27 protein-coding genes and 1 pseudogene are annotated in these 22,739 nt (G+C 57.1%); 16 read left to right on the forward strand and 12 right to left on the reverse strand.

Annotated features, from left to right (window positions below):
* Positions 1-350: 350 nt before the first annotated feature.
* From NMQ09_RS18100 to NMQ09_RS18120, 5 genes are all read right to left on the reverse strand, one after another.
* Positions 351-773, reverse strand: a complete 423-nt coding sequence (locus NMQ09_RS18100) for a universal stress protein (RefSeq protein WP_255191976.1) — start codon at positions 771-773, stop codon at positions 351-353.
* A 545-nt stretch (positions 774-1,318) separates the two neighbouring features.
* Positions 1,319-2,563 carry an MFS transporter gene (locus NMQ09_RS18105; RefSeq protein WP_255191977.1) on the reverse strand — a complete coding sequence of 415 codons (1,245 nt, stop codon included), beginning with the start codon at positions 2,561-2,563 and terminating at the stop codon, positions 1,319-1,321.
* 1,484 nt (positions 2,564-4,047) lie between these two features.
* Positions 4,048-4,281, reverse strand: a complete 234-nt coding sequence (locus NMQ09_RS18110) for a DUF2249 domain-containing protein (RefSeq protein ID WP_255191978.1) — start codon at positions 4,279-4,281, stop codon at positions 4,048-4,050.
* A 69-nt stretch (positions 4,282-4,350) separates the two neighbouring features.
* Positions 4,351-4,551 (reverse strand): DUF2249 domain-containing protein, encoded by a 201-nt coding sequence (locus tag NMQ09_RS18115; RefSeq protein WP_255194615.1) that lies wholly within the window; start codon positions 4,549-4,551, stop codon positions 4,351-4,353.
* 293 nt (positions 4,552-4,844) lie between these two features.
* A complete protein-coding gene (locus tag NMQ09_RS18120) occupies positions 4,845-5,510 on the reverse strand; it encodes a helix-turn-helix domain-containing protein (RefSeq protein ID WP_255191979.1) in 666 nt (221 codons plus the stop codon).
* Positions 5,511-5,970: 460 nt separating this feature from the next.
* On the opposite strand from NMQ09_RS18120, the gene NMQ09_RS18125 reads away from it, so the two are divergent.
* The 3 genes from NMQ09_RS18125 to NMQ09_RS18135 are packed head-to-tail and all read left to right on the forward strand — an operon-like array spanning position 5,971 to position 8,091.
* Positions 5,971-7,032 (forward strand): ABC transporter ATP-binding protein, encoded by a 1,062-nt coding sequence (locus NMQ09_RS18125; RefSeq protein ID WP_255191980.1) that lies wholly within the window; start codon positions 5,971-5,973, stop codon positions 7,030-7,032.
* Positions 7,029-7,838, forward strand: a complete 810-nt coding sequence (locus NMQ09_RS18130; RefSeq protein WP_255191981.1) for an ABC transporter permease — start codon at positions 7,029-7,031, stop codon at positions 7,836-7,838. The genes NMQ09_RS18125 and NMQ09_RS18130 overlap by 4 nt, the downstream gene beginning before the upstream one ends.
* Before the next feature lie 7 nt (positions 7,839-7,845).
* The gene (locus NMQ09_RS18135) at positions 7,846-8,091 is read left to right on the forward strand and encodes a DUF7861 family protein (RefSeq protein WP_255191982.1); all 246 of its coding nucleotides are present in this window, start codon (positions 7,846-7,848) and stop codon (positions 8,089-8,091) included.
* 93 nt (positions 8,092-8,184) lie between these two features.
* Here NMQ09_RS18135 and NMQ09_RS18140 read toward each other — a convergent pair whose 3' ends face one another.
* Complete coding sequence (locus NMQ09_RS18140) at positions 8,185-9,501, reverse strand: RNA-guided endonuclease InsQ/TnpB family protein (RefSeq protein ID WP_255191983.1); 1,317 nt, start codon at positions 9,499-9,501, stop codon at positions 8,185-8,187.
* A 43-nt stretch (positions 9,502-9,544) separates the two neighbouring features.
* On the opposite strand from NMQ09_RS18140, the gene tnpA reads away from it, so the two are divergent.
* Complete coding sequence (tnpA, locus tag NMQ09_RS18145) at positions 9,545-9,943, forward strand: IS200/IS605 family transposase (RefSeq protein WP_255191984.1); 399 nt, start codon at positions 9,545-9,547, stop codon at positions 9,941-9,943.
* Positions 9,944-10,130: 187 nt separating this feature from the next.
* On the opposite strand, the gene NMQ09_RS18150 is transcribed toward tnpA, so the two are convergent.
* Entirely contained in the window at positions 10,131-10,595 is a 465-nt protein-coding gene (locus NMQ09_RS18150) for a winged helix-turn-helix domain-containing protein (protein ID WP_255191985.1), read from the reverse strand.
* A gap of 114 nt (positions 10,596-10,709) precedes the next feature.
* On the opposite strand from NMQ09_RS18150, the gene NMQ09_RS18155 reads away from it, so the two are divergent.
* A complete protein-coding gene (locus NMQ09_RS18155) occupies positions 10,710-11,510 on the forward strand; it encodes a DUF8170 family protein (RefSeq protein ID WP_255191986.1) in 801 nt (266 codons plus the stop codon).
* 10 nt (positions 11,511-11,520) lie between these two features.
* Here the strand turns inward: NMQ09_RS18155 and NMQ09_RS18160 are convergent, their stop codons facing one another.
* Entirely contained in the window at positions 11,521-11,811 is a 291-nt protein-coding gene (locus NMQ09_RS18160; protein WP_255191987.1) for a hypothetical protein, read from the reverse strand.
* Positions 11,812-11,898: 87 nt separating this feature from the next.
* On the opposite strand from NMQ09_RS18160, the gene NMQ09_RS18165 reads away from it, so the two are divergent.
* A complete protein-coding gene (locus NMQ09_RS18165; protein WP_255191988.1) occupies positions 11,899-12,213 on the forward strand; it encodes a glutathione S-transferase N-terminal domain-containing protein in 315 nt (104 codons plus the stop codon).
* 134 nt (positions 12,214-12,347) lie between these two features.
* Positions 12,348-12,533, forward strand: a complete 186-nt coding sequence (locus NMQ09_RS18170; protein WP_255191989.1) for a hypothetical protein — start codon at positions 12,348-12,350, stop codon at positions 12,531-12,533.
* Between the two features lie 66 nt (positions 12,534-12,599).
* On the opposite strand, the gene NMQ09_RS18175 is transcribed toward NMQ09_RS18170, so the two are convergent.
* Together NMQ09_RS18175 and NMQ09_RS18180 are read right to left on the reverse strand one after the other, a co-directional pair.
* Positions 12,600-13,982 carry an ATP-binding protein gene (locus NMQ09_RS18175; protein ID WP_255191990.1) on the reverse strand — a complete coding sequence of 461 codons (1,383 nt, stop codon included), beginning with the start codon at positions 13,980-13,982 and terminating at the stop codon, positions 12,600-12,602.
* 211 nt (positions 13,983-14,193) lie between these two features.
* Positions 14,194-14,361 carry a hypothetical protein gene (locus NMQ09_RS18180; RefSeq protein WP_255191991.1) on the reverse strand — a complete coding sequence of 56 codons (168 nt, stop codon included), beginning with the start codon at positions 14,359-14,361 and terminating at the stop codon, positions 14,194-14,196.
* 104 nt (positions 14,362-14,465) lie between these two features.
* On the opposite strand from NMQ09_RS18180, the gene NMQ09_RS21120 reads away from it, so the two are divergent.
* From NMQ09_RS21120 to NMQ09_RS18195, 3 genes are all read left to right on the forward strand, one after another.
* Complete coding sequence (locus NMQ09_RS21120; protein WP_486637757.1) at positions 14,466-14,822, forward strand: PIN domain-containing protein; 357 nt, start codon at positions 14,466-14,468, stop codon at positions 14,820-14,822.
* A gap of 68 nt (positions 14,823-14,890) precedes the next feature.
* Positions 14,891-15,202: an AbrB/MazE/SpoVT family DNA-binding domain-containing protein gene (locus NMQ09_RS18190; protein ID WP_255191992.1), complete on the forward strand. Its 312-nt coding sequence runs from the start codon at positions 14,891-14,893 to the stop codon at positions 15,200-15,202.
* Positions 15,199-15,612 carry a type II toxin-antitoxin system VapC family toxin gene (locus tag NMQ09_RS18195; protein WP_255191993.1) on the forward strand — a complete coding sequence of 138 codons (414 nt, stop codon included), beginning with the start codon at positions 15,199-15,201 and terminating at the stop codon, positions 15,610-15,612. Before NMQ09_RS18190 ends, NMQ09_RS18195 begins: the two co-directional genes overlap by 4 nt.
* A 414-nt stretch (positions 15,613-16,026) precedes the next feature.
* Here the strand turns inward: NMQ09_RS18195 and NMQ09_RS18200 are convergent, their stop codons facing one another.
* Positions 16,027-16,614 carry a hypothetical protein gene (locus NMQ09_RS18200; protein WP_255191994.1) on the reverse strand — a complete coding sequence of 196 codons (588 nt, stop codon included), beginning with the start codon at positions 16,612-16,614 and terminating at the stop codon, positions 16,027-16,029.
* Positions 16,615-16,822: 208 nt separating this feature from the next.
* Between NMQ09_RS18200 and NMQ09_RS18205 the strand changes: the two genes are divergently transcribed.
* The 5 genes from NMQ09_RS18205 (at position 16,823) to NMQ09_RS18225 (ending at position 21,102) form a co-directional block, all read left to right on the forward strand.
* Positions 16,823-17,602, forward strand: coding sequence for a carbon-nitrogen hydrolase family protein (locus NMQ09_RS18205; RefSeq protein ID WP_425607273.1), 780 nt, complete (start codon positions 16,823-16,825; stop codon positions 17,600-17,602).
* A gap of 114 nt (positions 17,603-17,716) precedes the next feature.
* On the forward strand, positions 17,717-18,256 hold the full coding sequence (locus NMQ09_RS18210) for an Ntn hydrolase family protein (protein WP_255191996.1): 540 nt from the start codon (positions 17,717-17,719) through the stop codon (positions 18,254-18,256).
* A 131-nt stretch (positions 18,257-18,387) separates the two neighbouring features.
* On the forward strand, positions 18,388-18,999 hold the full coding sequence (locus NMQ09_RS18215; RefSeq protein ID WP_255191997.1) for a class I SAM-dependent methyltransferase: 612 nt from the start codon (positions 18,388-18,390) through the stop codon (positions 18,997-18,999).
* Between the two features lie 474 nt (positions 19,000-19,473).
* A complete protein-coding gene (locus NMQ09_RS18220) occupies positions 19,474-20,712 on the forward strand; it encodes an RNA-guided endonuclease InsQ/TnpB family protein (protein WP_255191998.1) in 1,239 nt (412 codons plus the stop codon).
* A gap of 18 nt (positions 20,713-20,730) precedes the next feature.
* Complete coding sequence (locus tag NMQ09_RS18225) at positions 20,731-21,102, forward strand: TRAM domain-containing protein (RefSeq protein ID WP_255191999.1); 372 nt, start codon at positions 20,731-20,733, stop codon at positions 21,100-21,102.
* Positions 21,103-21,123: 21 nt separating this feature from the next.
* On the opposite strand, the gene NMQ09_RS18230 is transcribed toward NMQ09_RS18225, so the two are convergent.
* Entirely contained in the window at positions 21,124-22,089 is a 966-nt protein-coding gene (locus tag NMQ09_RS18230; RefSeq protein ID WP_255192000.1) for a transcription initiation factor IIB, read from the reverse strand.
* 335 nt (positions 22,090-22,424) lie between these two features.
* On the opposite strand from NMQ09_RS18230, the pseudogene NMQ09_RS18235 reads away from it, so the two are divergent.
* Positions 22,425-22,688 (forward strand): annotated as a pseudogene (locus NMQ09_RS18235) (hypothetical protein); the annotation flags it as partial.
* Positions 22,689-22,739 lie beyond the last annotated feature (51 nt).

Below are 22,739 nucleotides of genomic sequence, written 5' to 3' on the forward strand. Positions count from 1 at the left end.
CTTGCGTAGTGAAAATAGTCGGTAATCGGGCAACGCCGGCTCCTGACTCTCGGAATTATGCTTCAGGCAGTCCGTGTTACCGAGTGCACTCCGCCCCACGTGATGAAATCGACGCCAGCCTTGAATTTCGTGCAAGCGATCTTGGGAGTTCCGCCCCTTCCGTTACCACAGATTATAGTCTTGTGTCTCTATGCTCGATCGCTGCCTCTGCCAGCGTTCGACCGCGCTCATCGGACGTCACCGTTGTCGTGTCAGACTCTGTCGAGAAGCGCTGATTAAGCAGGTATCCGTCCACACCGAGTATCTCTACCCTCTCAACTCCAGCTCGGCCGACGTTCCTCGCCGCCTGCTCAACTCATGACTACATGTACGGGCCGATCGGCTGAAAGCATAACTGACTGTGTGACACTCCCGAAGAGCACTTTTCCCGTCGGACTCCGTTTTCGTCCCCCGAGTGCGATACAGTCAGCGTTGATCTCCTCCGCGACAGCTGTGATCAACTCGGCAGGATCACCGTGTTCGCGACGGGTCGTTATGGGGACGTCCGCATTCTCGAGGATTTCGACTGCTGTCGAGACGCTCTCGGGGTAGTCCGACGGATCATAATGTTCGTCTGAGTCGACGATACTGTCATCACGAACCTCGAACTCCTTGAAGACGTTCAAAATCACGACGTCCACGTCCGTCGCGCTACAGGGAAGTGATGCGATGGCCTCGGCTAATCGGCTCGCCATGTCCTCATTCGAGTCAACCGCCATTAGAACGGTGTACATACGGACTACACGAAACTCGGACGTATTAATCTTGATGCCAGTCCCCGGCGGAAGGTCGAGAAACCCGATTACATCGAGCACATCGACGATTTCCAGCCTGCAAATTGTGCACTCATCTCTGGCGAGATCGGTGTCGGGATCGGATGTACCAACGGCGGTATTGGAGCAGCGACCTGATCTATGCCGGCGTCGGAAGTGTTTGGTTCGCCATCATTCCAAAAAGTACGGGGGTGAACAGGGATTAGAGAACTGGCCAAAATGGCACCGATAGGATGAAAGTCTGCTAAGTGCTAAGGCTCGAGCGGATATTCTCGTTGCCTACAGGCATAGCACCTGTCCGTCGGCCAATCACGTTGTTCACTTCGAGAAGCGCCTTACAGCCTCGAGGGATCCGACTCCGTCGATGAAGAATCGGTGTTCGAGGAGGTCAAAAGCAAGCGGCGATCGATTTCGAAACCGACGGGTCGATCAACGTTCTCGAGGGCCTCTGAGACGCGCTGGATCCCTGCACCAGCGCGTGACACCGTTTCCACTCAGGCGGATCATCAGTCGCCCTTGGTCCCGGCCGCGACCGTCCAGATCCCCCCAACGGCCACTAGGAACGTGATAGCGATGACCGCCGGGAACGACCCAGTGTGGACGAGGATGCCGACTACCAGCGGCGGACCGGCGACCGCGACAAACCCTATAGCGACGTTCGAGAGCCCAACAATGATCGTGTCGCTCTCGTCTTCGTAGATCTGCATGAGCAGTGGAACGTACAGCGTCGCCATCCCACCCAGGCCCATCCCGATCAAGAAGATCGCTACCATGAGCATCACTAACTGCGGTGCGGCAAGCAGTGCGATACCCGCGGCAGAACAGCTTAGGGAGGCGAGAAATGCCCGTCTGAACCCGACCATGTCGGCGACGTAGCCACTACCGAGCCGCGAGACAATGCTCACGCCGCCGATGGCGCCGAACGCCGTCGCCGCCGCCGCCCCGGCCATGCCGCGGTAGGTGAACAGCTCGATCGCGTAGGCCGTGACCATGTGAAGCCACGCGAACGAGAGGGCGACGCCGGTGAACACCAGCCTGAACGTGCGGGTGCGGCTCATCTGTCCGAGCCACCGAACGACTTCGTCGGTCGCCATGGTGGAGGGCTCGACCCACCGCGGGCGGCGACACGCGGCGCCCGTGAACACGAACCCGACCGCGGTCGCCGCCATGATGAGCAAGAACCCCTCACGGACACCGATCCGTTCGAATGCGAACTGCCAAGTCGGCGGCAAGATGAACATTCCGAGCCCGTTGCCGGCAAAGATGAGTCCCGTCGCGGTGCCGCGGCGCTCCTCGAACCACTGGGGGATGACTGCCGCCATCAGGATGAACGCCGTCCCGAGCGCGAGCCCGAGGATCACGAAGACGACGAACAGCCCGAGGTAACCCTCGACGACGTATAGTGCGGGAGCAATCGCGGCGGTCGCGATCGCACACGCGAGGAGCACCATGCGAGCGGACACGCGAGCGGCGAAGATGGTCATGACCCCGGCGCCGACGAAGAACATGAACAACATCGCCGAGAAGATCGTCGAGAGGGCAACCGGTTTGATGCCGAACGTTTCGGTGAACGGGTCCAGGAAGACCCCGTAGGAGAACACTGTCCCGAAGGTAAACACCATACCAAGCGCCCCGACTATCGCAACCGCCCAGCTCCGGCGCCCGTCAGGTACATCTCGCGTGGATTCCACGGCTGAAGTGACATACTGAGCGTAGAAAACGTTTTGGCAACCGACCGTATCGACCGCCATCTCCGCCCAGTCTCAGGTGCGAGTTGAAGAGGTTGATCGACGACACCGGGGTAGCGGTTGCGCGGAGCGGTTCAACAGACCAGATCTAGCGGTTCCTACGGAACAAGCATCCGGATAGTATCTGAATCGCCAGAGTGGTCGATACGCGCCCTGACCTCCTACGTTTCACTCGACCTACTACCCAGCAGCTGGTAGAACGGTTGTGTAAGATACAGAGGATGGATGAGACAAACCGATGGTATTTGTTTCGGACAATCGACGCCGAGGGAACCGCTCAGCAGAGTTGCGAACTGCCCACCAACATTGTTCAGATTAGTTTGTTCAAGCAGAAGACGAAGCTCTGCAGCTGAGTTCAGTGGTTTCTAGATTGGCGATTTTGGAATAGTCTCTCAATCAACATACTTGAAATACTATTCCTTGGTAGAGATGTTCTGCGTTGTCACATCGATCGTACCGTTCGTATCGAAATCCGTAGCCGACTCGATGGAGAGCGGCATTCAGCCAATTGGCAGAACCGACGAGCGACACGGCGTCCTTGACGTCGCATTTCTCGCTGAACTCGGCCAGGAAGATTCTGGTATGGCCAGTGATTCACGTTGGGAACGGCTGATGTGCAGGAATTGGTTCGGCCTCAGATTGACGACTGCAAACAGCCAGTATTGCTCGTCGGTGAGTTGGACCACCGTCTCGTCAACATCGACGTGAATCGGTAATTTGCCCTCGTTAGGCTGTAACACCGCCTTCCGAACCCAGTTTTAAACGGCCGATCGAGCAGGACCGATACCAAATACCAATTATTTATACAGTATATGAAATATATATATATATTCGCAGGTGGGGCTGGGTACGGAACCGCTTCATCTCAGGCGGTGTCGCCTCTCACAGATCCTAACTCGATCCCACTGCTAGGCTTTGGTGAGTCACCATACAGCGTCGGGTTCTAATGGTTCGATGGAGTCGTGAGAGCGTTCACCCGCGTTGTCACTGTCGGAATCCTCGACGTCACAATCAAATTCACGTTCGACTCTTTCCAGCAGTAAACTTGTACCAACCTCTTTCTCGACGGAGTCCACGAGAAGGACGACGTCGAGCACGTCGAGAGTCTCGTCGATTCAGCCGACTGGCTCAAAGCGGCGCTTCACCACCGTGGCTACGACTACCGATACGAACGACACGGCCGACGCAACAGTACCGAACATACATCCAAAGCGAAAAAACGACGAACCTACTAGTTTTGAAATCAATTCCGCAAACTCGAGCCAGGAACTGCCAAAAATTGGCTCGAGAGCTACGCCTGCTGCTGGAACCAGCTAATCTGAACAGTTGCCGGTCGAACGAACGTGGGGTTTTCTCGCTCGTCGAACTCCTGTCCTGATCGTACTACCCTTCACGGCTCCGGAATCGGCTCCTCACTGGTCGTTCGAGAAGTCGAGAACTACCGAGCGCCGATCGGCGGGGGTGCGATTCGGTATCGTCCACTGGCGTCAATCGCTCTGTTTCGGAAACGTGGCGACGAACGTTCCGTCCTCAGCCTGCTCGACGGTGTAGCCGTCGGCGTCGAACGCGTCGATTTCGGCCTGGAACTCGTAGAAGAGCGGCTTCGGCTCGTGATCGTTCAGGATCGTGAGCGTCTCCCCGGGCTCGAGTTCCTCGAACGCCGCGTGGACTGTCTGGCGTCGGTCGACCGGCGGGATCGGTCGGACGTCGAGTTCGGTCATATGATAACTTCTCGGCGGCCACACGGATCGCCCTTTGGGCGAACATGTTCGCCTCTGCGTCCCACACGGTCACGCCGACCGAATCAGGACGTGCCACTCGTCGTCGCCACGCCGTTCGCTTTCGTGGGAGAACCCACGTCCCTCGAGTACACTGTAAAGCGGGACCGGTTCGAGTGAAGCGATCAGCCGCAGGTGGTCGTCCTCCTCGAGTGCGTCTAACGCGTCCGTAGTATCCTGAAACGGCGGGCCGTCGATCGTGCGGATGTCCAGCGTTCGGGGTCGTCTGCAGGTCTCGTCAGAACGTGCAGGTGGTGTCGAGGCAGGTTGGGGATTCGGCCGAAGGTGTTCGCTGTCCGCCGACTGGACGCGTCACGGACGCCGTTCGAAATCTGCAGCCTCCGCACCGACGGGGACTCAGCGACGCTCGAGAAACAGCGACAATACGACGAAGGCGTACAGGAGGGCGCCGACTGATTCGAAACTGGTTCGACTCAGGCATCTTTACGTCACTCTCAACCGACGACCGATCGGTGTCCGCCGCTCGATCGCCCTCTTCCGTGCACTCAAAACTCGAGCGGAGCAGTCTCTGGGAGATCGACGCCCGGGAGGTCCGAAACGAAGTGTTTGATCATCGTCTCCTCCGCGCGGTGGAGGGTTTCGCTGCACGTCGACTTCGCGACGCCGAGTTCGTCGGCGAGTTCGGTCAGCGAACACCGCCGCGGCGTGTCGTAGTACCCCGCCTCGAGGGCGGCAACGACGAACTCGAGCTGGCGGTCAGAGAGGAGTTGACTTTCGTGGCGTCGCTCGCCGATCGTGTTGATCGTGTACTCGAACCCGAACTCGTTGAGGTGGCCGACGAGCGACGAGAGCCGATCGCGTGAGCCCGTCGCCTCGAGGGTCGCACTCCCGTCTCGAATCACGACCGGGAAATCGATCACGATGCCGGACTCCTGTGAGGCCTGGAACAGGAACGGCGTGTTCGCCTTGAAGTGGAGAGTTGCCTCGTCCTCACTTGCCTGAATCGGGGTCAGTTCGGTGATCTGTGGGTGGTCGTCCATATCCCTGACGACCGACGAAATGTCCGGTCCCGTGATCCGCGCCAGCGCGAACCCCGTCCGTTCGGCCGGCACGGCCGCGAGAATCTTGAAGACGACGTCCGGATGGTCACTCGAAACCTGCCTGACCCAGACGGGTTTCGGCGGCGTGATGGTGAGCGACATCTGTGACATGCGAACACGTTCGGTTCGGAAGCACTAACGATTATAGCCGGAGGGTGTCATACAATAGTTCTCAAGCGAATAATTCCAGCCTTTAGGCTGCAAATTGAACCCCGATACGGCGTTTTCAGGAGGTGAGGTGCAGAATGAGTCCCCTATAATCACCAGATAGGGGGTATGAGACGTATTCTATGACACCCTGATTATAGCCGAACATATTCGGGTATCCGATCTAGTACGACGATGTTCCGACTCACCGTCTGACAGGTTGAGACGCGACGGTGCGCGTACCTCAAGCTTGACGCGTCTCCTTCGAACCCGTTCAATGACGCCGCGTATACTACTGATTCGTTGTCGTGTCGGCCTCGAGTTTTTGTAGCCAGGTCGCTTAAAAGTGATCTTGAGCATGGGTGAGAATGGAGGGCCTGAACGCAGTAATGTTGCTGGTCGCCCAGCGGATGGACGGTTGCGTGTGAAAGTCACTGACTGTCGATCGCTCAAGGATAGTGCAGTCAGTGCAGGGACCGAATCCCCCCATGCTGCCGCTACCAGTGTCGACACCTCGACACCGAGCGATCCCGGCACCGCCGTTTCCGTTACCGGTCTCGAAAAGCAGTTCGGCGACGGGCCTGAGGCGATCGCCGCCGTTGACAACGTCTCGTTCGACATCGAAACCGGATCGATAGTAGGATTGTTGGGGCCGAACGGCGCTGGGAAGACGACGCTGATCAAGTCGATCCTTGGAATGGTTCTTCCTGAGGAGGGTTCCGTTCGGATTCGGGGAATCGACGTCTACGACCGGCCTCGCGAAGCGTACGCGTCCGTCGATGCGATGCTCGAGGGGGCGCGAAACGACTACTGGCGGTTGACCGTCCGGGAGAACCTCCGGTACTTCGCTACGATCAGCGGTGTCGATCCAGATTCCGTGAGCGAACACCATGATCGGCTCCTGACACAGTTGGAACTGGCGGAGAAAGCAGACGTCCCCGTCCGCGAACTATCGCGTGGCATGAAACAAAAAGTGTCGTTAGCGAGCGTCTTAGCCGGGGGAGCGGAGGTAGTCTTCCTCGACGAGCCAACGCTGGGGCTGGATATCGAGAGTTCCCGAACGCTCCAACGGGAATTGCGACGGCTCGTCGAGGAAGAAGCACTCACCGTCGTTCTCAGCAGTCACAACATGGACGTGGTCGAGACGGTGTGTGATCGTGTTCTCATTATGTCTGACGGGAAGATTATCGCGGACGACTCCGTCGACGCCCTTCTCCACAGTACTGACCTTCACTGCATCGAGATTACGAGTACCGATCTCACTGCTTCGGTCGTTTCACCTCTCAAGACCCGCTTCGACACCGTCAGTGTCGAGCAACGCGACCGCGGCAGTCGAATCGAAGTGACGACCGATAGTGACGGGCTATACGAGCTACTGGACTACCTCCGCACCGAAGCCGTAACGCTCGAGCGCGTCCGAACGATCGAACCAGACCTCGAGGACGTGTTCGTCGACTTGACAACGGTCGACGAGCGAAATCGATGACTCGCCAGCACGACATGACTGACAGGCCACGTCCGGCCGGCTACTATCACCTCGCACGGGCCGTGCTCTATCGAGAGTACCTGATTTTCGTGCGCTATCCCGCAAACGCCATCGGTGGGATCGTCATCTCGTTGTTCTTCTTTGGCGTGCTCTTCTACGGCGGGCAAATGGTTGCCGGGCAGGCACTCACCGACTCGATCGAGGGAATCATCGTCGGCTACTTCCTGTGGACGCTGTCGGTAGGCGCGTACTCTTCGATCTCGAACGATATCGCGAGCGAGGTACAGTGGGGGACCCTCGAGCGTCACGTTATGACGCCGTTTGGGTTCGCGCCCGTTGCACTGTTCAAAGGTGTGGCAAAGATCGTGCGGACGTTCATCATCTCGACGATAATCCTCGCCGTGATGATCGTCATCACCGGCACGACACTCGAGTTGAACGTCCTGACGATTGTCGTCATCGCGACCCTCAGTATCGTCTCGGTGCTTGGACTCGGGCTCGCCGCCGGTGGAGTTACCGTTCTGTACAAACAGATCGGGAACTGGCTGAATCTCCTCCAGTTCGGGTTCATCGTCCTCATCTCTGCACCTGCGTTCGACCTCGGGTGGATGCGATTTCTCCCCCTGGCTCATGGCAGTGCGCTCCTCCAGCGTGCGATGATCGACGGGATCCGGCTCTGGGAATTCACCACACTCGATGTCGGGCTGCTGGTCGGCGTTGCGGCTGGGTATTTGCTGTTGGGGTATGCCGTCTTTCAGTACGCCACCCGCCGGGCGAGGCGACTTGGCGTTCTCGGTGACTACTAACAACCCTATGACTCACGATCGAATCCACGCACGAAAACCGACACACGACGTTGAACGGTGGTCTGTCGGGACCATCGAACACATTAGCAAGCGGGATGGACACTACGTCTTCGAGGTACGGACCGCTGGTGGAGACACAGTCGAACTTACGGTTACAGTCGCTATCCAGGAGCTGGTCCTGTCCAGATTGAACCTCGAGGACGATGAGTCGCCAGTTGGGTCTCAAGTCTGGTATCGAAAATTCGGGGGGTAGCACGTCGGTGAGATTTATTTGAGTTAGTATGAATGTTAGTACTAGTAAACGACCACGGGTCGGGTGACCCGTGGCTTTTGTAGTTCCCTCAGCCTATGCCGATAGCACTCCACGCGAAGCGATTTCGCGGGATGAGGATGGGCGGTTTACAGAGCGCCCCGACCCAGACAGGCTCACCTTCCGAACAAACGGTTGGGTTTTGCGAGTCCGGTAATTAACCGATTCAACGTCCACGTCGGCGTGTTTCGCCCACGCTCGCCACGCCACGTTCACGCTCGCGTTTCGGTCAGCGTGGTCTTGCTGAACCCCGCACGAATCATTCGTACACCGGAACCGCCGACCTTGGCGGTAGCCACGGTGTCCACAGCACGAACACGACTTCGAGTTGTACGGCGACTCAACCGTCTCACACGGAATCTGATTCCACGTTGCTTTGTATCGAACTTGTTGCTCGAACTTGTGGAACGGGAGTTTGTGCAGACGACGGTTCATGTACGTGCCGTACTTGATGGCGTCTCGAATCCCGCTCAAGTCCTCGAACACGATGACTGGGTTCGAGAACTGTTGAGCGAACTCCACCACGACTCGGGACAGTCGGTGAAGAACCCACTCAGTGTAGCGTTCTTCTTTCTCACCGAGTTGGTGATGGATAGAGTGTTGGCCGTGTTCCTGACAACGTTTCGTGATGGTGTGGTAGCGTTGGCGTTCGGCTTTCACCGAGCCGTAATCAAGCACGAGTGTTCCGAGCGTGTCCATAGTCTCACGATTAAGAGCGGTGAGAGCGATGTTGCGCTCATTAATATCGACGCCGACAAGTGTGCCAGCATCTTCGGGTTCAGGCACTTGGACTTCTGTTTTGACCGTGACGTGTAGGTAGTACACGCCATCTCGGTACAGAAGTTCGGCCTGCCCCAACGACCATTCATCTTCGGTCAAGGCTGACTCGATGAGGTTGAGGTCTTCCGGTCGCCCTCGAAGGTGGCCTTTCACCTTCTTGTACGGCTTCGGGCTCACACGGAACTGAACGCGGTCGTCCTCGTCATCGTAGGTGAGTCGATACCCTTCAGTGTGTGCCATGACGAGGGGGTAGGCTCCTTTCTTATCCGTGGCTGGTGGCGACGGTTTGCCGACATTGGTGTCGTTTTGGTCGTGCCACCAGTTGAGGAGTTCTTTGTAGGAGTCCCACGCTTGCAGGGCTTTCCCGACGACCGCACACTTGTTGTTCCGAAGGAAGTCATTGCGGTCAACTTCGTTCTGAATCTCAGTGCGGTTGTAGCCTTGTTGTTTGAGCCGGAGTGTGTCGTTGGCGATGTCTCGTGCAGTGTAACGGGCATCTTTGAGCCACGACTGCTCACCAGACTCGATGCAGAGCCGGGTGCGTGCGGTCTTCGTGACTTCTTCGATACCCATACCTTGACTATCGTATCAAATGATAATAAACGTAGGGATTTGGATGGGAGACTACAGGAGTCATGCACATTCGATTAGTTTGTGTAAGTATCATTTCGTGTGGTGTCCGAAGTACCGCCACGGGATGTTGGAGTTAGTTCGAGACGAACTTGCGGAATTGTTCCAAGGAACTGCTGAACGGTTCGGTCACGATATTGTGTCGATGGAGATTGCCACCGACCACGTTCACTTGTTCGTGGAGACTGACCCGAAATGGAGCCCTGCCGAGATTGCCAAACAATTCAAGGGCTACTCGGGACGGGCAATCCTCAAGCGATACCCAGAAATCAAACAACGGTACTTCTGGGGTAGTGGGTTGTGGAAGGATGGATACTACGTTGGGACGACTGGTGCTGTTTCCGAGGATGTGGTTCGTCGGTACATAGAGGAGACGGAACATTAAGCGAGCGTACGCGATTCACCCACGGGTCAGGTGACCCGTGGAACTCTCGCTGTTTCTTTAGAGTTTGAAACCGTGTAATCTGCTACTGCGTCCAAAATCGATGGAGTAGCGGCGAGAAGTGCTCTCGTGCCAGAGGGTATCTTCCGAGCTGTGAATAAGCCCCCTCGAGGCGGTTCACCGGGTTGTACTACTCGAGATCCGGCTCATCGAACTCGAGTGCGTCCGCCACAGCGTCAGGGAGCGCCGGACGCGGTGCTGCTTCATGGCGTTCGATTTTCTCGGTTTTGCGAGTATTCTCGTAGAGAGCGCGGGCGACTGGGAGGCCGCGCAGGTACTTATATTCGTGAAGGATTTCGACGCCCCGCTCCGTGAAGCCGTAGAATTTCGAGGGAAGATCACGTTTCCCCTCGCTTGGTTCGTACGTATAGCGTGCGAGGATTCCGGCCTCGGTTAGCGTCTCGAGTTGATCTTTGATGGCCGCTTGGCTCTTCCCGGTCATGTACTCGAGTTCGGCGAGCGACATGAGATGGGTGGGATGGCCCAGCAGCTCCTGAATGATGAGGTGGCGCGTATCCTGGGACAGCAGCTTGAACAGTTGCTGCTGTTCCGCAAACGGTCCCGAGTCGGCCGTTCCGCTGTGACTCTCGCTCATACGTGTCTCTACGAGTAGCGACGCAATAACGGTTAGGGTCGTCCAAGTTGGTTATTGATGAAAATACCAAAGTGGTTCAGAAGGGATAAGGTAGTCCAGTTTGAACCAGGACTAATGAGCGATCCGAGTCCCCCACCGGATGCTGCAGAGATTATGACGGTGGTTCACGAAGCAGTCGGTACTCTCGAGCTCGAACCAGCGGAGAAACGCGAAATTTGGCGGTTCGCTCAACGTGAACTGCCGTACCTCTGGAGTCAACGGACGTCGTACTTTATCCTCGGTAGCTATCGTGACCCCTATCTCCGTCGTCTTCGCGCTGTACAGAACGAACTCACGAAGCAACTCGGTGCCTACCCGTTCATCATGGGGGATCTCATCGAACTTCCAACTGAGCGGCTCAATTCGTTCGATATCATGTTCTCCTTGTTGGCAACGTATAGCGACTACATCGTTGGTGTCTTCGAGAAAGGGAGCGGTGGTGAAGCGCCGGAATTAGGTGAGATCGATGACCCGCCGTTTTTCGACAAATCGTACGTGCTCCCACGCGACTACGCGTGGGTGACTGACACGCATCTCGAGTCGAAACAACACGTCATCCAAGCTGCCCTCGAAATGGCGTTCACGGACGATCTGACGGAGGCTGAGGGTCATTCGAAAATCGAATCGCTCGTTGAGAGTGCGCAAGCTACTGGTATCGATGTCGCTGAAGACGAGATCTGGGATGTTATTGGCGAGCGAACGGATGAGGAAGAGGAACCAGCGACGTACAGCTGGGTCCATCTCAACAAGTTCCGAAAATTCGAATTACACGACCGATGCTTCCCATGGGCAACGAAGGAAGAACTTCGAACTGCAGTTGCCGAGCTCCCGTCGCCGACACCACGTCCGGACTGGGAAGCGGGTGAGAGCACCTGAGTTTCGGTCGTCACATCCGTGACATCCTCCTCGCCGTGAATGAAGACCTCACCGTGTAGCGTGTGGGCTGTGAAACGTACTCGCCGGACAACGCTGCAGTGTCGTGCCCGTGGAGTGGAATCGCCACCCAGTCGTCCTTTTTGGGATGCGCAAGCCGCTCGTGGTGACTCGCATACTCGATGATCCCGTCCAGCGGAATCGGGTCGTCCCGCGTCTGCTCGAGGGCGTCGGCTGTCGGCGAGTAGAGTGTCGCACTCGAGAGATCGAAGTCGCCGATTGCACTCTCGAAGAGGAGTGACATATTGGAGTGAGTTAACCACTCGCTCCTAACTCTTCTCGTTCAGGAGAATCTGGAAAGACTCATTTCGTAGTGTCTACAATACTCTACATGACTGGCCCCGATATTGAACTGTACGAACTCAAAGGTTGCCCGTACTGTGCCAAGGTACGCTGGGCGCTTGCCGATCTTGACCTCGACTACGAATCGCACGCTGTTCCGTCGTCACGAAGCGATCGGACGGTCGTGTACGAAGTGAGCGGCCAGTACGAAGTGCCCGTCCTGGTCGATCGAACGAACGGGGTCAATGGTCTTGCCGAGAGTGATGACATCGTTACGTATCTGTACGAGGAATACGGCGAAGAAGGTGACTCACCGCCTTCCGGACTCGTCGGGTGGCTCCGCACCCGGTTCATCGGTCGGTGACTCTTCTCACCGCTCGAGTCTCTCCGCCTGTCTCGACGCTGACTGGCTACATTGCTGGCAGGCTACATAAAACAGCACTGACAATCCATCAGCAAAACCTCACCGCGAATCCTCGCTACTTGAGATACACACCCGTGGCGGAGGCCGAGTGGCTACGCAGCGAGTGCGCCTTCTCAGCCCCCGTCGGGACAATCCTCGAGCGCGCGAAACTCCTCTCGAACGAACCCGACGTACGCGTCGACGACGCACTCGAGGATCGTTTCGCCCGCTTCGGCAGTGGCCGCTCGCGGGTCCCCGAGTCCGTCGTTCGGCGCGTGTAGGTCTCGGCGCGACGACGATCGGGACGGCACTCGCTGACGACCTCAACCGGAACGTGAATTTCCTTTTCACGATGAGACAGCGATGTCCTTCAGGTTGAATAATTGAAGATCGTCACGCTCGGACACGGCTTCCTGTACTGATCGTGTTGCGCCACTCCGTGTGAACAACGCGTATTCCGTGTCAGCTTCGCCAGAATCCGGCGTCCAGCGAATCTCCGATGCATGATCTTCGAGTGAGGCGAGTGCACTGTAATCAAGCGGCGCGCTAGTGAACTTGCACTCTCCCACGACCATTGTTCCGTCTGCGGTAAACCCGACGACGTCGACCTCGTGTTCTTTGTACCACCAGCGGCCGATATCGAGGAACAGCTTCTCTGGATACAGATTCGGCAGGGCATCCTGGCAAAGCGTTTCGAACTCTTGACTGACGAAATCAGGGAGTTCTGGTTCGATAACTGCTTCGTAGGCGTCCTCACCTAAACGTTCGTATCGATCTTCTTTGCCGTAGACGAAACGGAACCAGAATCGAAAGAGGGGATCCAGGATTCGATAGCGTCCGCGACGTGACTTCGCTTTCTCTTCGGTGATCGGGACTTCCCGTTCGATGAGCCGCAACCGTTCTAACTTCTGGGTGTATGTCGAGATTTGCTTCCCGTCGATTCCCACCGTTTGAGCGATTTCGTTCGACGTCGTCTTCCCCGCGGCTATTGCGGTGAGGATCGCAAAGTACCGATTCGGGTCTGTGAGTTCGGTCCGGAGAACGTATTCTGGTTCGTTTTGGAGGTACCCTTTCTGAGAAAGCACCTCCTTCGTGAGGACTGTCCCGAGGTCCTGATTGAGATCGATACCGTCGAGATAGTATGGGACACCACCGAAAATTCCCCACGCGAAAACACGCTCTTCGGGGGAATACTCGTCTGGAAGGAACTCTTGTGCAGCGGCGAACTCGAGTGGCCGGAGATCGAGTTTCTCGGTGAAACGCCCGTACAGAGGGCTGTTCCCAAGAAGCGTCGCTTCTTCCATCATGCTGATCGATGAGCCGACCAGAATGAGTGTTCCCGATGTATTTTGGAACCGCTGATCCCACAACCGCTGAATGACCGAGGGAAGGCTCTCATCGGCGTCAATCAGGTAGGGAAATTCGTCGAGGACGACGATCCCGTCCTGGTCGCCGAGATACCCCAGGAGTGCTTCCCAGCTCTGCTTGATATCCGTGATCCCTGGAAACGTGTCGGCAGCGACGTCGACGAACTCGTCGAGTTGTATCTGTGAAGTAGTTTCCGTAGCCTGATAGGTGACGGCGTCGTCGCGCTCGGCAAGCGAGTGCTGGACGAGTTGTGTTTTCCCAAGGCGTCGCCGGCCGAAGATGACGACCATCTCAGCGTCGTCGGAGTCATAGCACCTGCGGAGCCGAGAGAGCTCATCTTCCCGGTCGACGAAGCGCTCCATACCTCCACGTCATCCCTCCAGAGGATAATACTTTCGAATAGGCTATTCCAAAATAGTCTATTTCAAAATAGGCTAATTTGGAACTGGCTGCAAGACTCTCTGTCCTCTGCTTACCATTGAGGCCTAACCAAAGACCACTGTGCATCCGGTGACGCCATAGAGAAGCTTTCTGTCGAGGAGATCGGGGCAGTACTCGAGTCCGACGGAAAACTCAGAGCAGATCGGCCTCCTCGAGTTCCACCACCACGCGCTCGGCCGCCTCCTCTGGCGGGGCGTCGATTACCTCCCCGCCGCGGTCGTCGCCGCCGCCGCGACCGAGCATCCGGTAGATCCGTTCTTCGACGCAGCGCCGCTCAGTTACCTCGCGAAGGACGATCACACCAACTTGTCTCTACTCTCGAAGGGCAGTGTTATATTACCTAACAAGTCCATTCAGAATTTGTTACCACCGGTCTTGAAGCGGGGTACACTGATGCCCGCCGTATCGAACAGTGCATTGATGCCGGGCTTTTCGAGGTCGTCTCAGTCGATGACTCTCAGCTTGTGGGCCAGCTCCAGCAGAATCCGAACTTGAGCGACGCTGATGTGGCAGTCCTTGAATGTGCTGTATCTCGTGATGCGATTGCGGTCATGGACGAAGCCTATGGGAGGACGGCTGCAGAAGTTGAGGGTATCGAGACTCGAGGGACAGCCTACATCGTTCTCTTGTGTGCAAAGCACGAGGACATCAGCGTCTCCAAAGCGCGTGAGATCGTTGATTCAATGATCGAAGCAGGCTGGTACTGTGCGCCCGATTTGTACACAAAGCTCGTTCGAAAACTCGAGTCATTCGAGCAATAACGACGCTTTCTGCTGTACCGTTGTGGTCCAGGAACAGAGCTAAGTAGTACACTGAGTAAGTATTACTCATGTCGAGTAATACAAAATCGAACGGTGAGGAGCGCATTGTCTCAGTCACCGAAAAAGGGCAGGCGACGATCCCAAAGCGCCTCCGAGAAAAACACGGCATCCCTGCTCCAGGTCGAGTCAAATTCGTCGAGAACGAAGATGGCGAAATTGTCGTCCGTCCAGTTGGCTCGATGCGAGAATTTCGCGGCCTCGAGCGAGAAAGTGATGATGAGCGTCCTGCAACAGCTATTCTCCGTGAGGAGCGGGAGCGCGACAAGCAGCGATCCGATGAACTAGCCGAGCGCTTTTCCGGCAAAACAGAGGAAGAATGACGGACACAATCGTTTTCGACACCGAACCACTCATCGCCTATCTGGATGACGAACCTGGGAGTGACGTCGTCGAAGCGTGGATCGATCGCGTAGCATCTGGAGAAGTTGATGGGTACATTAGTCCGGTCACAAAAACAGAGGTACTGTATGTTGGCTCACGAGTCGGGTTCCGCCTCGACGATGTCCGAGCGAGTCTTGATCGGCTCGAGGAACTCGGTGTTGCAGTGTATGATCCTCGAGAATGCTGGGAGATTGCCGCTGCGCTCAAAGAAGCGTATACCATGGCACTTGGAGATGCATACGCACTTGCGACGGCTGACGCGGTTGATGGGACACTACTTGTTGGAGCAGACAATGATTTCGACGACCTAGAAGACGACGTTGAACGGTTCCGTGATGAGCCTGCTTGAGCTACCTACGACAAATACCGACCCAGGCACTTCTGGCATCGATTCCCCCACAATAGCACAACTGAATCGACGAGATCGTGGCTTACAGCCCTGACCGTGGAACGGTCAGCTAGACCGCCACGTACTGTATTCGACCCGGTCCTCTTCGACAGATGCGAGGAGGACTGCACGCGCTAGGTCACCATTCCGGCGAACGTGGTGCTCAGGCACGAGTGGGAGAGACACGGGACGGAATCCATCTGCACGCATCGAACGGAAGCTCGTGTACTGACCGACCGTCTGCTCCCGCTGGAAAACGCGTAGTTGAGGGTGTCATACAATAGTTCTCAAGCGAATAATTCCAGCCTTTAGGCTGCAAATTGAACCCCGATACGGCGTTTTCAGGAAGTGAGGTGCAGAATGAGTCCCCTATAATCACCAGATAGGGGGTGTGAGACGTATTCTATGACACCCTGGTAGTTTCCTATCGTCACCACGGTTGTAGCGATACTCGAACGCCGTTGGTTCGGGGCCGGGACAGCACAACTCGTCGACAGAGTCGAAGATAGCGACAGTCTCGCCACCGACATCGAGATGCAGTTTGGGATCATCCGAGTCGGTCGCCGCCTCGGACCACTCCATCCGTCCGTGGGACCCGACGCAGGCGAAGCTGTCGTCGGAGAGCCTGATGCGATCCTCGATGGTGTAAAACGCTCGAGCACCGTCCCTTCGGCCAGCGAGCAAGAACGGTGGCGCTAGCACGTCTCGAGTCTCCTCGTGTGTCCACCGATCAGCAACGAGCAGCGGAATTCGCCCCTCGTGGGCGGCGTTCGCGATCGCCGAGACGATCGTCAGGGGAGTCCCGTCGACGAGATGGACGACGTGAAGCGGCGCGTCGACCCCGGTCAGGTCTGCGGGACCGTCGACGGCTGTCGTCGCCGCCTCCCCCGATTCGAGGGTGAACCCTCGACGCTCGAGGTCGCGTTCGACTGCCGCGATCCGACGGGAAACTGGGTGAACCATCACCACAGGTAGGGGCTCGACGAAGATAATTCACACTTGCCGAATGACTGCCCGGACGTCGCTGGTCCTCATAGTGAGGCACCTCGAAATCCAAGCCATGAACGAGGGCAGTCTATTTTATTGGTCCCTGCGCTACCAGCCGCCAACGAACTGGATCCGATCTCGAGGAACCGCAGTAGTTTACATTCCATCAGTCGATGAACGACACATGGACTCGGCAGTCGCAGTGTGCCAGCTGGAACTCGAGGATCTGGACGTCGATACGAACCTCGAGAGCGTTCGAGAGCACATCGACGATCTCGATAGCGATGTCGACCTCGCCGTCTTTCCGGAACATACGTTGACCGGGTTCGTCGCCGACGGGCGCATTGAGGCGGTTGCACTCACACTCGACAGTGATCCGATCGCCGACCTGCAGTCTCTTGCTCGGCGGCACGACATCGCGCTCGTCGTCGGCTTCATCGAGGTAGCGGACGACGACTTCTTCAACGCCACCGCGTACGTCGACCCCGCGGGCGAACTCACCGTGTACCGGAAGCGTCACCTGTGGGACCGCGAGAAGGACGTCCTCACTCCCGGAGACGAGCTGGTCACGGTCGAAACCCCTCTCGGGACTGCGGGGCTTTTGACCTGCTACGATCTCAACTTCGTTGAGGACAGCGCGGCGCTCGCCCGGCAAGACGTCACGGCGCTGATCGTGCCTGGAGCGTGGCCGGACGCTCACAGCGACAATTGGCGGCTCCTCGTCCGTGCACGGGCACTCGATGGCGTTCGATGGGCAATCGGAGCGAACCGCACCGGGAAACGCGACACTCCCGACTCCCGGGTTGTGACCTACGCCGGTCACTCGCTCGTGGCACGCCCGGATGGGGCTGTCCATCGGGAACTCGGCAGACAGGAAGGAACGCTCGTCGTCGAGGTAGACGATGGTGTGCTCGAGTCCCAACGTGACCTCGTCGGCGTGTTTTCTGAGCCGCGTTCGACGTGACCGTCGCCCGGGCAAACGCCGGGGATTTTGTCGATAACGGTGGTCGTATGCCTGGGAAAGAGTGCCTATCGATCGAGAGCAAATCCCTTCCCCGTCACTGTCCAACCCACAGCCATGGGCACGGTTGTAGCTATCGAGACCGACAGTGGGGCAGCGATTGCGGGCGATACGCGCGTGACACGCGGCGGAACCGTCACCGGCGAGTCCGCGACGCGAGTCGTCGACCTCGAGGGAGCCGGTGCCGGTGCCGTCGGCGAGGAGGGAGCAGTCGACACGTTCCAGCGCCGACTCGAGGTCGAACTCCAAGATGCGAGACGCGACCGGGAGGTCACGACCGACGTTCTCGGTCGGATCGCGGCACCAATCGCCGAGGAGACGGAGGTCGAGGCGGTGGTCGCGGCCCACGACGACGACGGCGTCGCCCGAATCCGTCAGGTTGGGTCCGACGGGAGCGTCCTGTCCGACCCGGTCGCTGCGCTCGGAAGTGGAGCCCAGGCAGCGCTCGGACAGCTCGAGGCTGTCGATCGAGGGGAAGCTCTCGACTCGAGCGGACAAGTCCTCCGAGAGGTCCTCGAGAACGTCGCCAAGCGTGACTCCACCACCGGCGATGAGGTCGACTGCTGGTCGCTGTCGAACGAGTCCACGAACGGCTGAAGGGGTATTCCGTCGCCCGCAGAGAAACGTTCTGCGTGAGTTGCATCGGTCCTCAAGGAACTCGAGTTTCTCATCCACGGGAGCGATGCCTCCGAAGTCTCACTGATATCCTTGCCGCCCCAATACGTTACATGGACCGAAACGAGGTACGGCGTGCCTGGGATGCCGTCTCGGAACAATACGCTGAAACCCGGGATCCGGACGGATCGGACGCGCGGTTGATCGACGAGTTACTGGCTTTGCTCCCGGACAATCCCGATGTGCTCGACATCGGCTGTGGAGACGGCGCACGGACGCTCTCGAATCTTCCGTCGGGGAGCGTCGGCCTCGACGTCTCCCGGCGCGGACTCGAGCTTGCAGCGGAGACGATACCGACGGCTCGATTGATCCACGGCGAGATGTCGGAGTTGCCGATCGTCGACGAACAGTTCGACGCGATCACGGCCTACCACGCGGTGTTCCACGTCCCACGAGAGCGTCACCCAGCTGTGTACGACGAGTTCGCTCGCGTTCTCCGAGATGGCGGGCATCTGTTGATGACGTTACCGGGCGGTCGGTTCGAGACCGTCCGTCATGGCTGGATGGGCGGTCGAATGTTCTTTTCAGCGCCCGGTCGCGACCGAACGCTGACACAGCTACGCGCGTCGGGCTTCGGGGAGATCCGGGTCGAAACTGCGAACGATCCGCTAGGTAGTCAGACTGAATTCGTGTTCGCCACACTCGAGGAGGAATCGGAACCCTGAGTGGTTGCTCGTAGTGTCGGGCGATGAACACATGATGGGCTTCGGCTGCTTCGACTCGCGTGACTCAGTGTGTTTGAGATGGGCGTTGAAGAATCTCGAACTACCTTCGAGTGAGCCAGATACTCACGGGAACTCGCCGCGGAAACCGATCGCTGCCTCGCTAGCAGTCCAATAGGTACCTATCTCACCTACTAAGCCTATTCAACCTATTATCCACACAGTTGTGTCGGCATGCGGTACTCACCGGTTTGTTCAGACGCGCTCAAAATCCTCGCGCCATCGTGGTGGTGATTCCTGGTGCCAGAGCATCGCTTCTCGGGTTGCAACGGCGATGAGCACGAGCGCGGACAACTCGAAAACTCCGCCCCGTTCCAATATCGTCGCAAGCGGACACAAACCGCGTTCGATAGTAGGCTGACTCCCCCACGCTAATCCAAATTAGTATAAATACAGGCGTCTACATATGAAACACAGATGGTGGAAGACTCACGCACTCGAACCGTCCCCATCAAGCTCGATGTGGACAAGAGTGCTGCTGACCTCCTCCACCAGACAATCGACCACTTCCTCGACGCCGCCAACCACGTCGTAGACGTAGCGTGGGAACCTGACTGGAAAATCACCAGTAAACAGAAACTCCACGATCTCACCTACTACGACGTTCGAGACGACTCACCACTTCCGGCCAACCTCGTGCAAGCCGCACGAAACCGAGCCGCAGAAGCCGTCAAAGGTGTCGTCGAACGCTGGAAGGAAGGGAAGAAAGCCTCGAAACCCGAGTTCACGTCTCGGTTCGCCAGCTACGACGCACGAACCGTCACCGTCAACGACGACCACGCCACACTCGCCACCATCGACGGGCGAGTCACCGCAGATTTCGTCCTGCCCGACGAACAACGTGACACGCCACACTCGGCGTACCTGTTCAACGATGACTACGGAGTGAAGGGAGCTACGCTCCATTACGAGACAGTTGAGGACTGTTTCTACCTTCACGTGCGGACAAAGCCCGCCGTGGAGAACGATGAGGCCGACACAGGCAACTCCAAGCACGTCTCCGTCCTTGGTGTTGACCTCGGCATCACAAACATCGCAACCACCTCAACCGGCAAGTTCTGGAGCGGCGGCGAACTCAACCACTGGCATCGAGAATACGAGAAACGGCGAGGATCGCTTCAGCAGACTGGAACTCGGTGGGCACACGAGAACGTTCAGCGAGTCGGCGATAAACAGACCGGACGCTTCGGGCAGATGCTTCACACGATCTCAAACGAACTGGTTGAGGAAGCTCTCGAAACCGACTGCACGCATATCGTGTTCGAGCAACTCAAAGACATCCGCGAACGCCTACCGCACGCGAAGGCGGTTCACAAGTGGGCGTTCCACCGTTTGTTCGAGTACGTCACGTACAAAGCCGAGTCGGAAGGGCTTGAGGTGAAACAAATTAATCCGGCGTACACGAGTCAGCGTTGCTCGAAGTGTGGGTTCACACACGGGAATAATCGTCCACACAACAACGGACAGGACGAGTTCGGTTGTCTGAAGTGCGGGTACGATGTCCACGCGGATTACAACGCCGCGAAGAATATCGGCTTGAAGTATCTCCGCGACCAGCAAAAGTCTGGGCGCGGAGGCGCACCCGTAGGCGTGCGCTTGAACAGCGGGACGTTGAACGTGAATGGCGAGTATTCGCCTACCCCTTTATCGGGGTAGAACGGGAGTCCACGCTGAATGCCACGGCCTTCAGGCCGTGGTAGCTTACACAGTATCGAAATTCCCGACCGCGAGATTGAAACTGGAAATCTTCGAGAGGGTGAAACCTACCGCGTTGCACTACTTGGGACAGAATCTGCACCTAAAGAGGACAGTACACAGAGAAGAGAGGTGGGTAATCCAGAGCCACCTGTTGAGGAGGGAGAAACCCGCACTGTTGATATCGAAGGGATTGGAGAGCAAGGTGATGGTATTGCTCGCGTCGAACGAGGATATGTGATTATCGTCCCCGATACAGAGAAGGGAGAACGGGTGACCATCGAAATCACAGATGTGAAAGAAACCGTCGGCTTCGCTGATGTTATCGAACGGGAGGATTACTACTTGTGAACCAGCTCTCAATCGCCTGAGTTAGTCGTGAATACCCATTGCGGCGATTTGCTCTTGATACCGATTTCGAATAGTGACCTCAGTTACCTGAGCGACATCAGCGACTTCACGCTGGGTCTTTTTCTTATTGCAAAGGAGCGCAGCGGCATAGATGGCAGCTGCGGCATATCCAGTCGGTGATTTCCCCGATAACATCCCTTTCTCGGCCGTCGTATCGATGATTTCGTTGGCCTTCGATTGTACCTCGTCGGGAAGTTCGAGCTCAGAACAGAAGCGGGGGACGTATTTCTTTGGATCGACGGGCTGCATCTCAAGGCCCAGTTCCTTCGAGATGTATCGATACGTGCGGCCGATCTCCATCCGATCAACCCGTGAGACGGCGGTAATCTCATCCAGGGATCGTGGGATTCCTTCCATCCGACAAGCGGCATACAATGTACTCGTGGCCACACCTTCGATTGAACGCCCTCGGATAAGATCCTCCTCGAGTGCGCGTCGATAGAGAACGCTTGCGACCTCACGAACAGAGCGGGGAACACCCAGGGCAGAGGCCATTCGGTCAGTTTCAGAGAGTGCAAACTGGAGGTTTCGCTCGCCAGCGTCCTTCGTTCGGATCCGTTCTTGCCATTTCCGCAGCCGATTCATCTGACTGCGCTTCTCCGAGGAGAGAGACCGTCCGTAGGCGTCCTGGTTTTTCCAGTCGATCGTCGTCGTCAGTCCCTTATCGTGCATCGTCTGGGTCGTCGGCGCACCAACGCGTGATTTGGAGTCACGCTCGGCTGCGTTGAACGCCCGCCATTCTGGTCCTCGATCGATAGTCTCCTCTTCCAAAACCAGTCCACAATCCTCACAGCTAATTTCGCTCCCATCTGGACTTCTCGTGAGCGACGTTGAGTCACATTCAGGACAGCTTCGAACGCCCTCTTGTCCAGTGGTTTCGTGCTCTGTTTCAGTATCGCGCTCTTTCTGACGGGGAAGGCGTTCCATTGACTAGGATGAATGGCTCGACAAGGTTAAACACTGGGTGCAATATTGAGACCAGGGTGTCATAGAATACGTCTCATACCCCCTATCTGGTGATTATAGGGGACTCATTCTGCACCTCACCTCCTGAAAACGCCGTATCGGGGTTCAATTTGCAGCCTAAAGGCTGGAATTATTCGCTTGAGAACTATTGTATGACACCCTCTTGAGACAGAAATGTAGTTGGATAGCGACCCGCCGTCAGACCGATTTCGTAGCAGTCTCATGAATGGTCTCTCAATGGTGAACCAAGTGTGTCGCTGGGGATTGGCGGATCGTCGGAATCGATAGATTCCGCGATCCGCACTGAGGACAGTACGCATCTCCGCCAGCAACTCGCCGACCTGCTCAGAGAGAGCTTAGACGTGGATTGTGATGAGGTTTGGGAGAACGAGCGCACCCCGACAACCGTCAGGGTGTTTGGGGTGTGCCTGCATTCGATGGGATTGTCGGTTCGGGAGGGCGTCGCAGTGCTCGATTTACTCGGTGTTGACCGGTCTCACGGCGCGATTTGGAACTGGACGCATACACTGTCAGAGGCACAGAGCGACCCGCCGACGTCCACGAGAGCATGAGTGGTGGGCGCTATGTTTGAATCTACAGAGCGCGTACAG

The organism is Natronobeatus ordinarius (genome assembly GCF_024362485.1).
Classification (GTDB): Archaea; Halobacteriota; Halobacteria; order Halobacteriales; family Natrialbaceae; genus Natronobeatus; species Natronobeatus ordinarius.

Coding starts and splice junctions, on each gene's coding strand:
- NMQ09_RS18205 (WP_425607273.1), top strand. CDS start 16,823: ATGGACTCGGCAGTCGCAGTGTGCCAGCTGGAACTCGAGGATCTGGAC.
- NMQ09_RS18140 (WP_255191983.1), bottom strand. CDS start 9,501: ATGGGTATCGAAGAAGTCACGAAGACCGCACGCACCCGGCTCTGCATC.
- NMQ09_RS18220 (WP_255191998.1), top strand. CDS start 19,474: ATGGTGGAAGACTCACGCACTCGAACCGTCCCCATCAAGCTCGATGTG.
- NMQ09_RS18165 (WP_255191988.1), top strand. CDS start 11,899: ATGACTGGCCCCGATATTGAACTGTACGAACTCAAAGGTTGCCCGTAC.
- NMQ09_RS18175 (WP_255191990.1), bottom strand. CDS start 13,982: ATGGAGCGCTTCGTCGACCGGGAAGATGAGCTCTCTCGGCTCCGCAGG.
- NMQ09_RS18215 (WP_255191997.1), top strand. CDS start 18,388: ATGGACCGAAACGAGGTACGGCGTGCCTGGGATGCCGTCTCGGAACAA.
- NMQ09_RS18195 (WP_255191993.1), top strand. CDS start 15,199: ATGACGGACACAATCGTTTTCGACACCGAACCACTCATCGCCTATCTG.
- NMQ09_RS18130 (WP_255191981.1), top strand. CDS start 7,029: ATGACTCGCCAGCACGACATGACTGACAGGCCACGTCCGGCCGGCTAC.
- NMQ09_RS18110 (WP_255191978.1), bottom strand. CDS start 4,281: ATGACCGAACTCGACGTCCGACCGATCCCGCCGGTCGACCGACGCCAG.
- NMQ09_RS18190 (WP_255191992.1), top strand. CDS start 14,891: ATGTCGAGTAATACAAAATCGAACGGTGAGGAGCGCATTGTCTCAGTC.
- NMQ09_RS18160 (WP_255191987.1), bottom strand. CDS start 11,811: ATGTCACTCCTCTTCGAGAGTGCAATCGGCGACTTCGATCTCTCGAGT.
- NMQ09_RS18120 (WP_255191979.1), bottom strand. CDS start 5,510: ATGTCACAGATGTCGCTCACCATCACGCCGCCGAAACCCGTCTGGGTC.
- NMQ09_RS18225 (WP_255191999.1), top strand. CDS start 20,731: ATGCCACGGCCTTCAGGCCGTGGTAGCTTACACAGTATCGAAATTCCC.
- NMQ09_RS18230 (WP_255192000.1), bottom strand. CDS start 22,089: ATGGAACGCCTTCCCCGTCAGAAAGAGCGCGATACTGAAACAGAGCAC.
- NMQ09_RS18100 (WP_255191976.1), bottom strand. CDS start 773: ATGTACACCGTTCTAATGGCGGTTGACTCGAATGAGGACATGGCGAGC.
- NMQ09_RS18105 (WP_255191977.1), bottom strand. CDS start 2,563: ATGGCGGTCGATACGGTCGGTTGCCAAAACGTTTTCTACGCTCAGTAT.
- NMQ09_RS18200 (WP_255191994.1), bottom strand. CDS start 16,614: ATGGTTCACCCAGTTTCCCGTCGGATCGCGGCAGTCGAACGCGACCTC.
- tnpA (WP_255191984.1), top strand. CDS start 9,545: ATGGGAGACTACAGGAGTCATGCACATTCGATTAGTTTGTGTAAGTAT.
- NMQ09_RS18135 (WP_255191982.1), top strand. CDS start 7,846: ATGACTCACGATCGAATCCACGCACGAAAACCGACACACGACGTTGAA.
- NMQ09_RS18155 (WP_255191986.1), top strand. CDS start 10,710: ATGAGCGATCCGAGTCCCCCACCGGATGCTGCAGAGATTATGACGGTG.
- NMQ09_RS18210 (WP_255191996.1), top strand. CDS start 17,717: ATGGGCACGGTTGTAGCTATCGAGACCGACAGTGGGGCAGCGATTGCG.
- NMQ09_RS18150 (WP_255191985.1), bottom strand. CDS start 10,595: ATGAGCGAGAGTCACAGCGGAACGGCCGACTCGGGACCGTTTGCGGAA.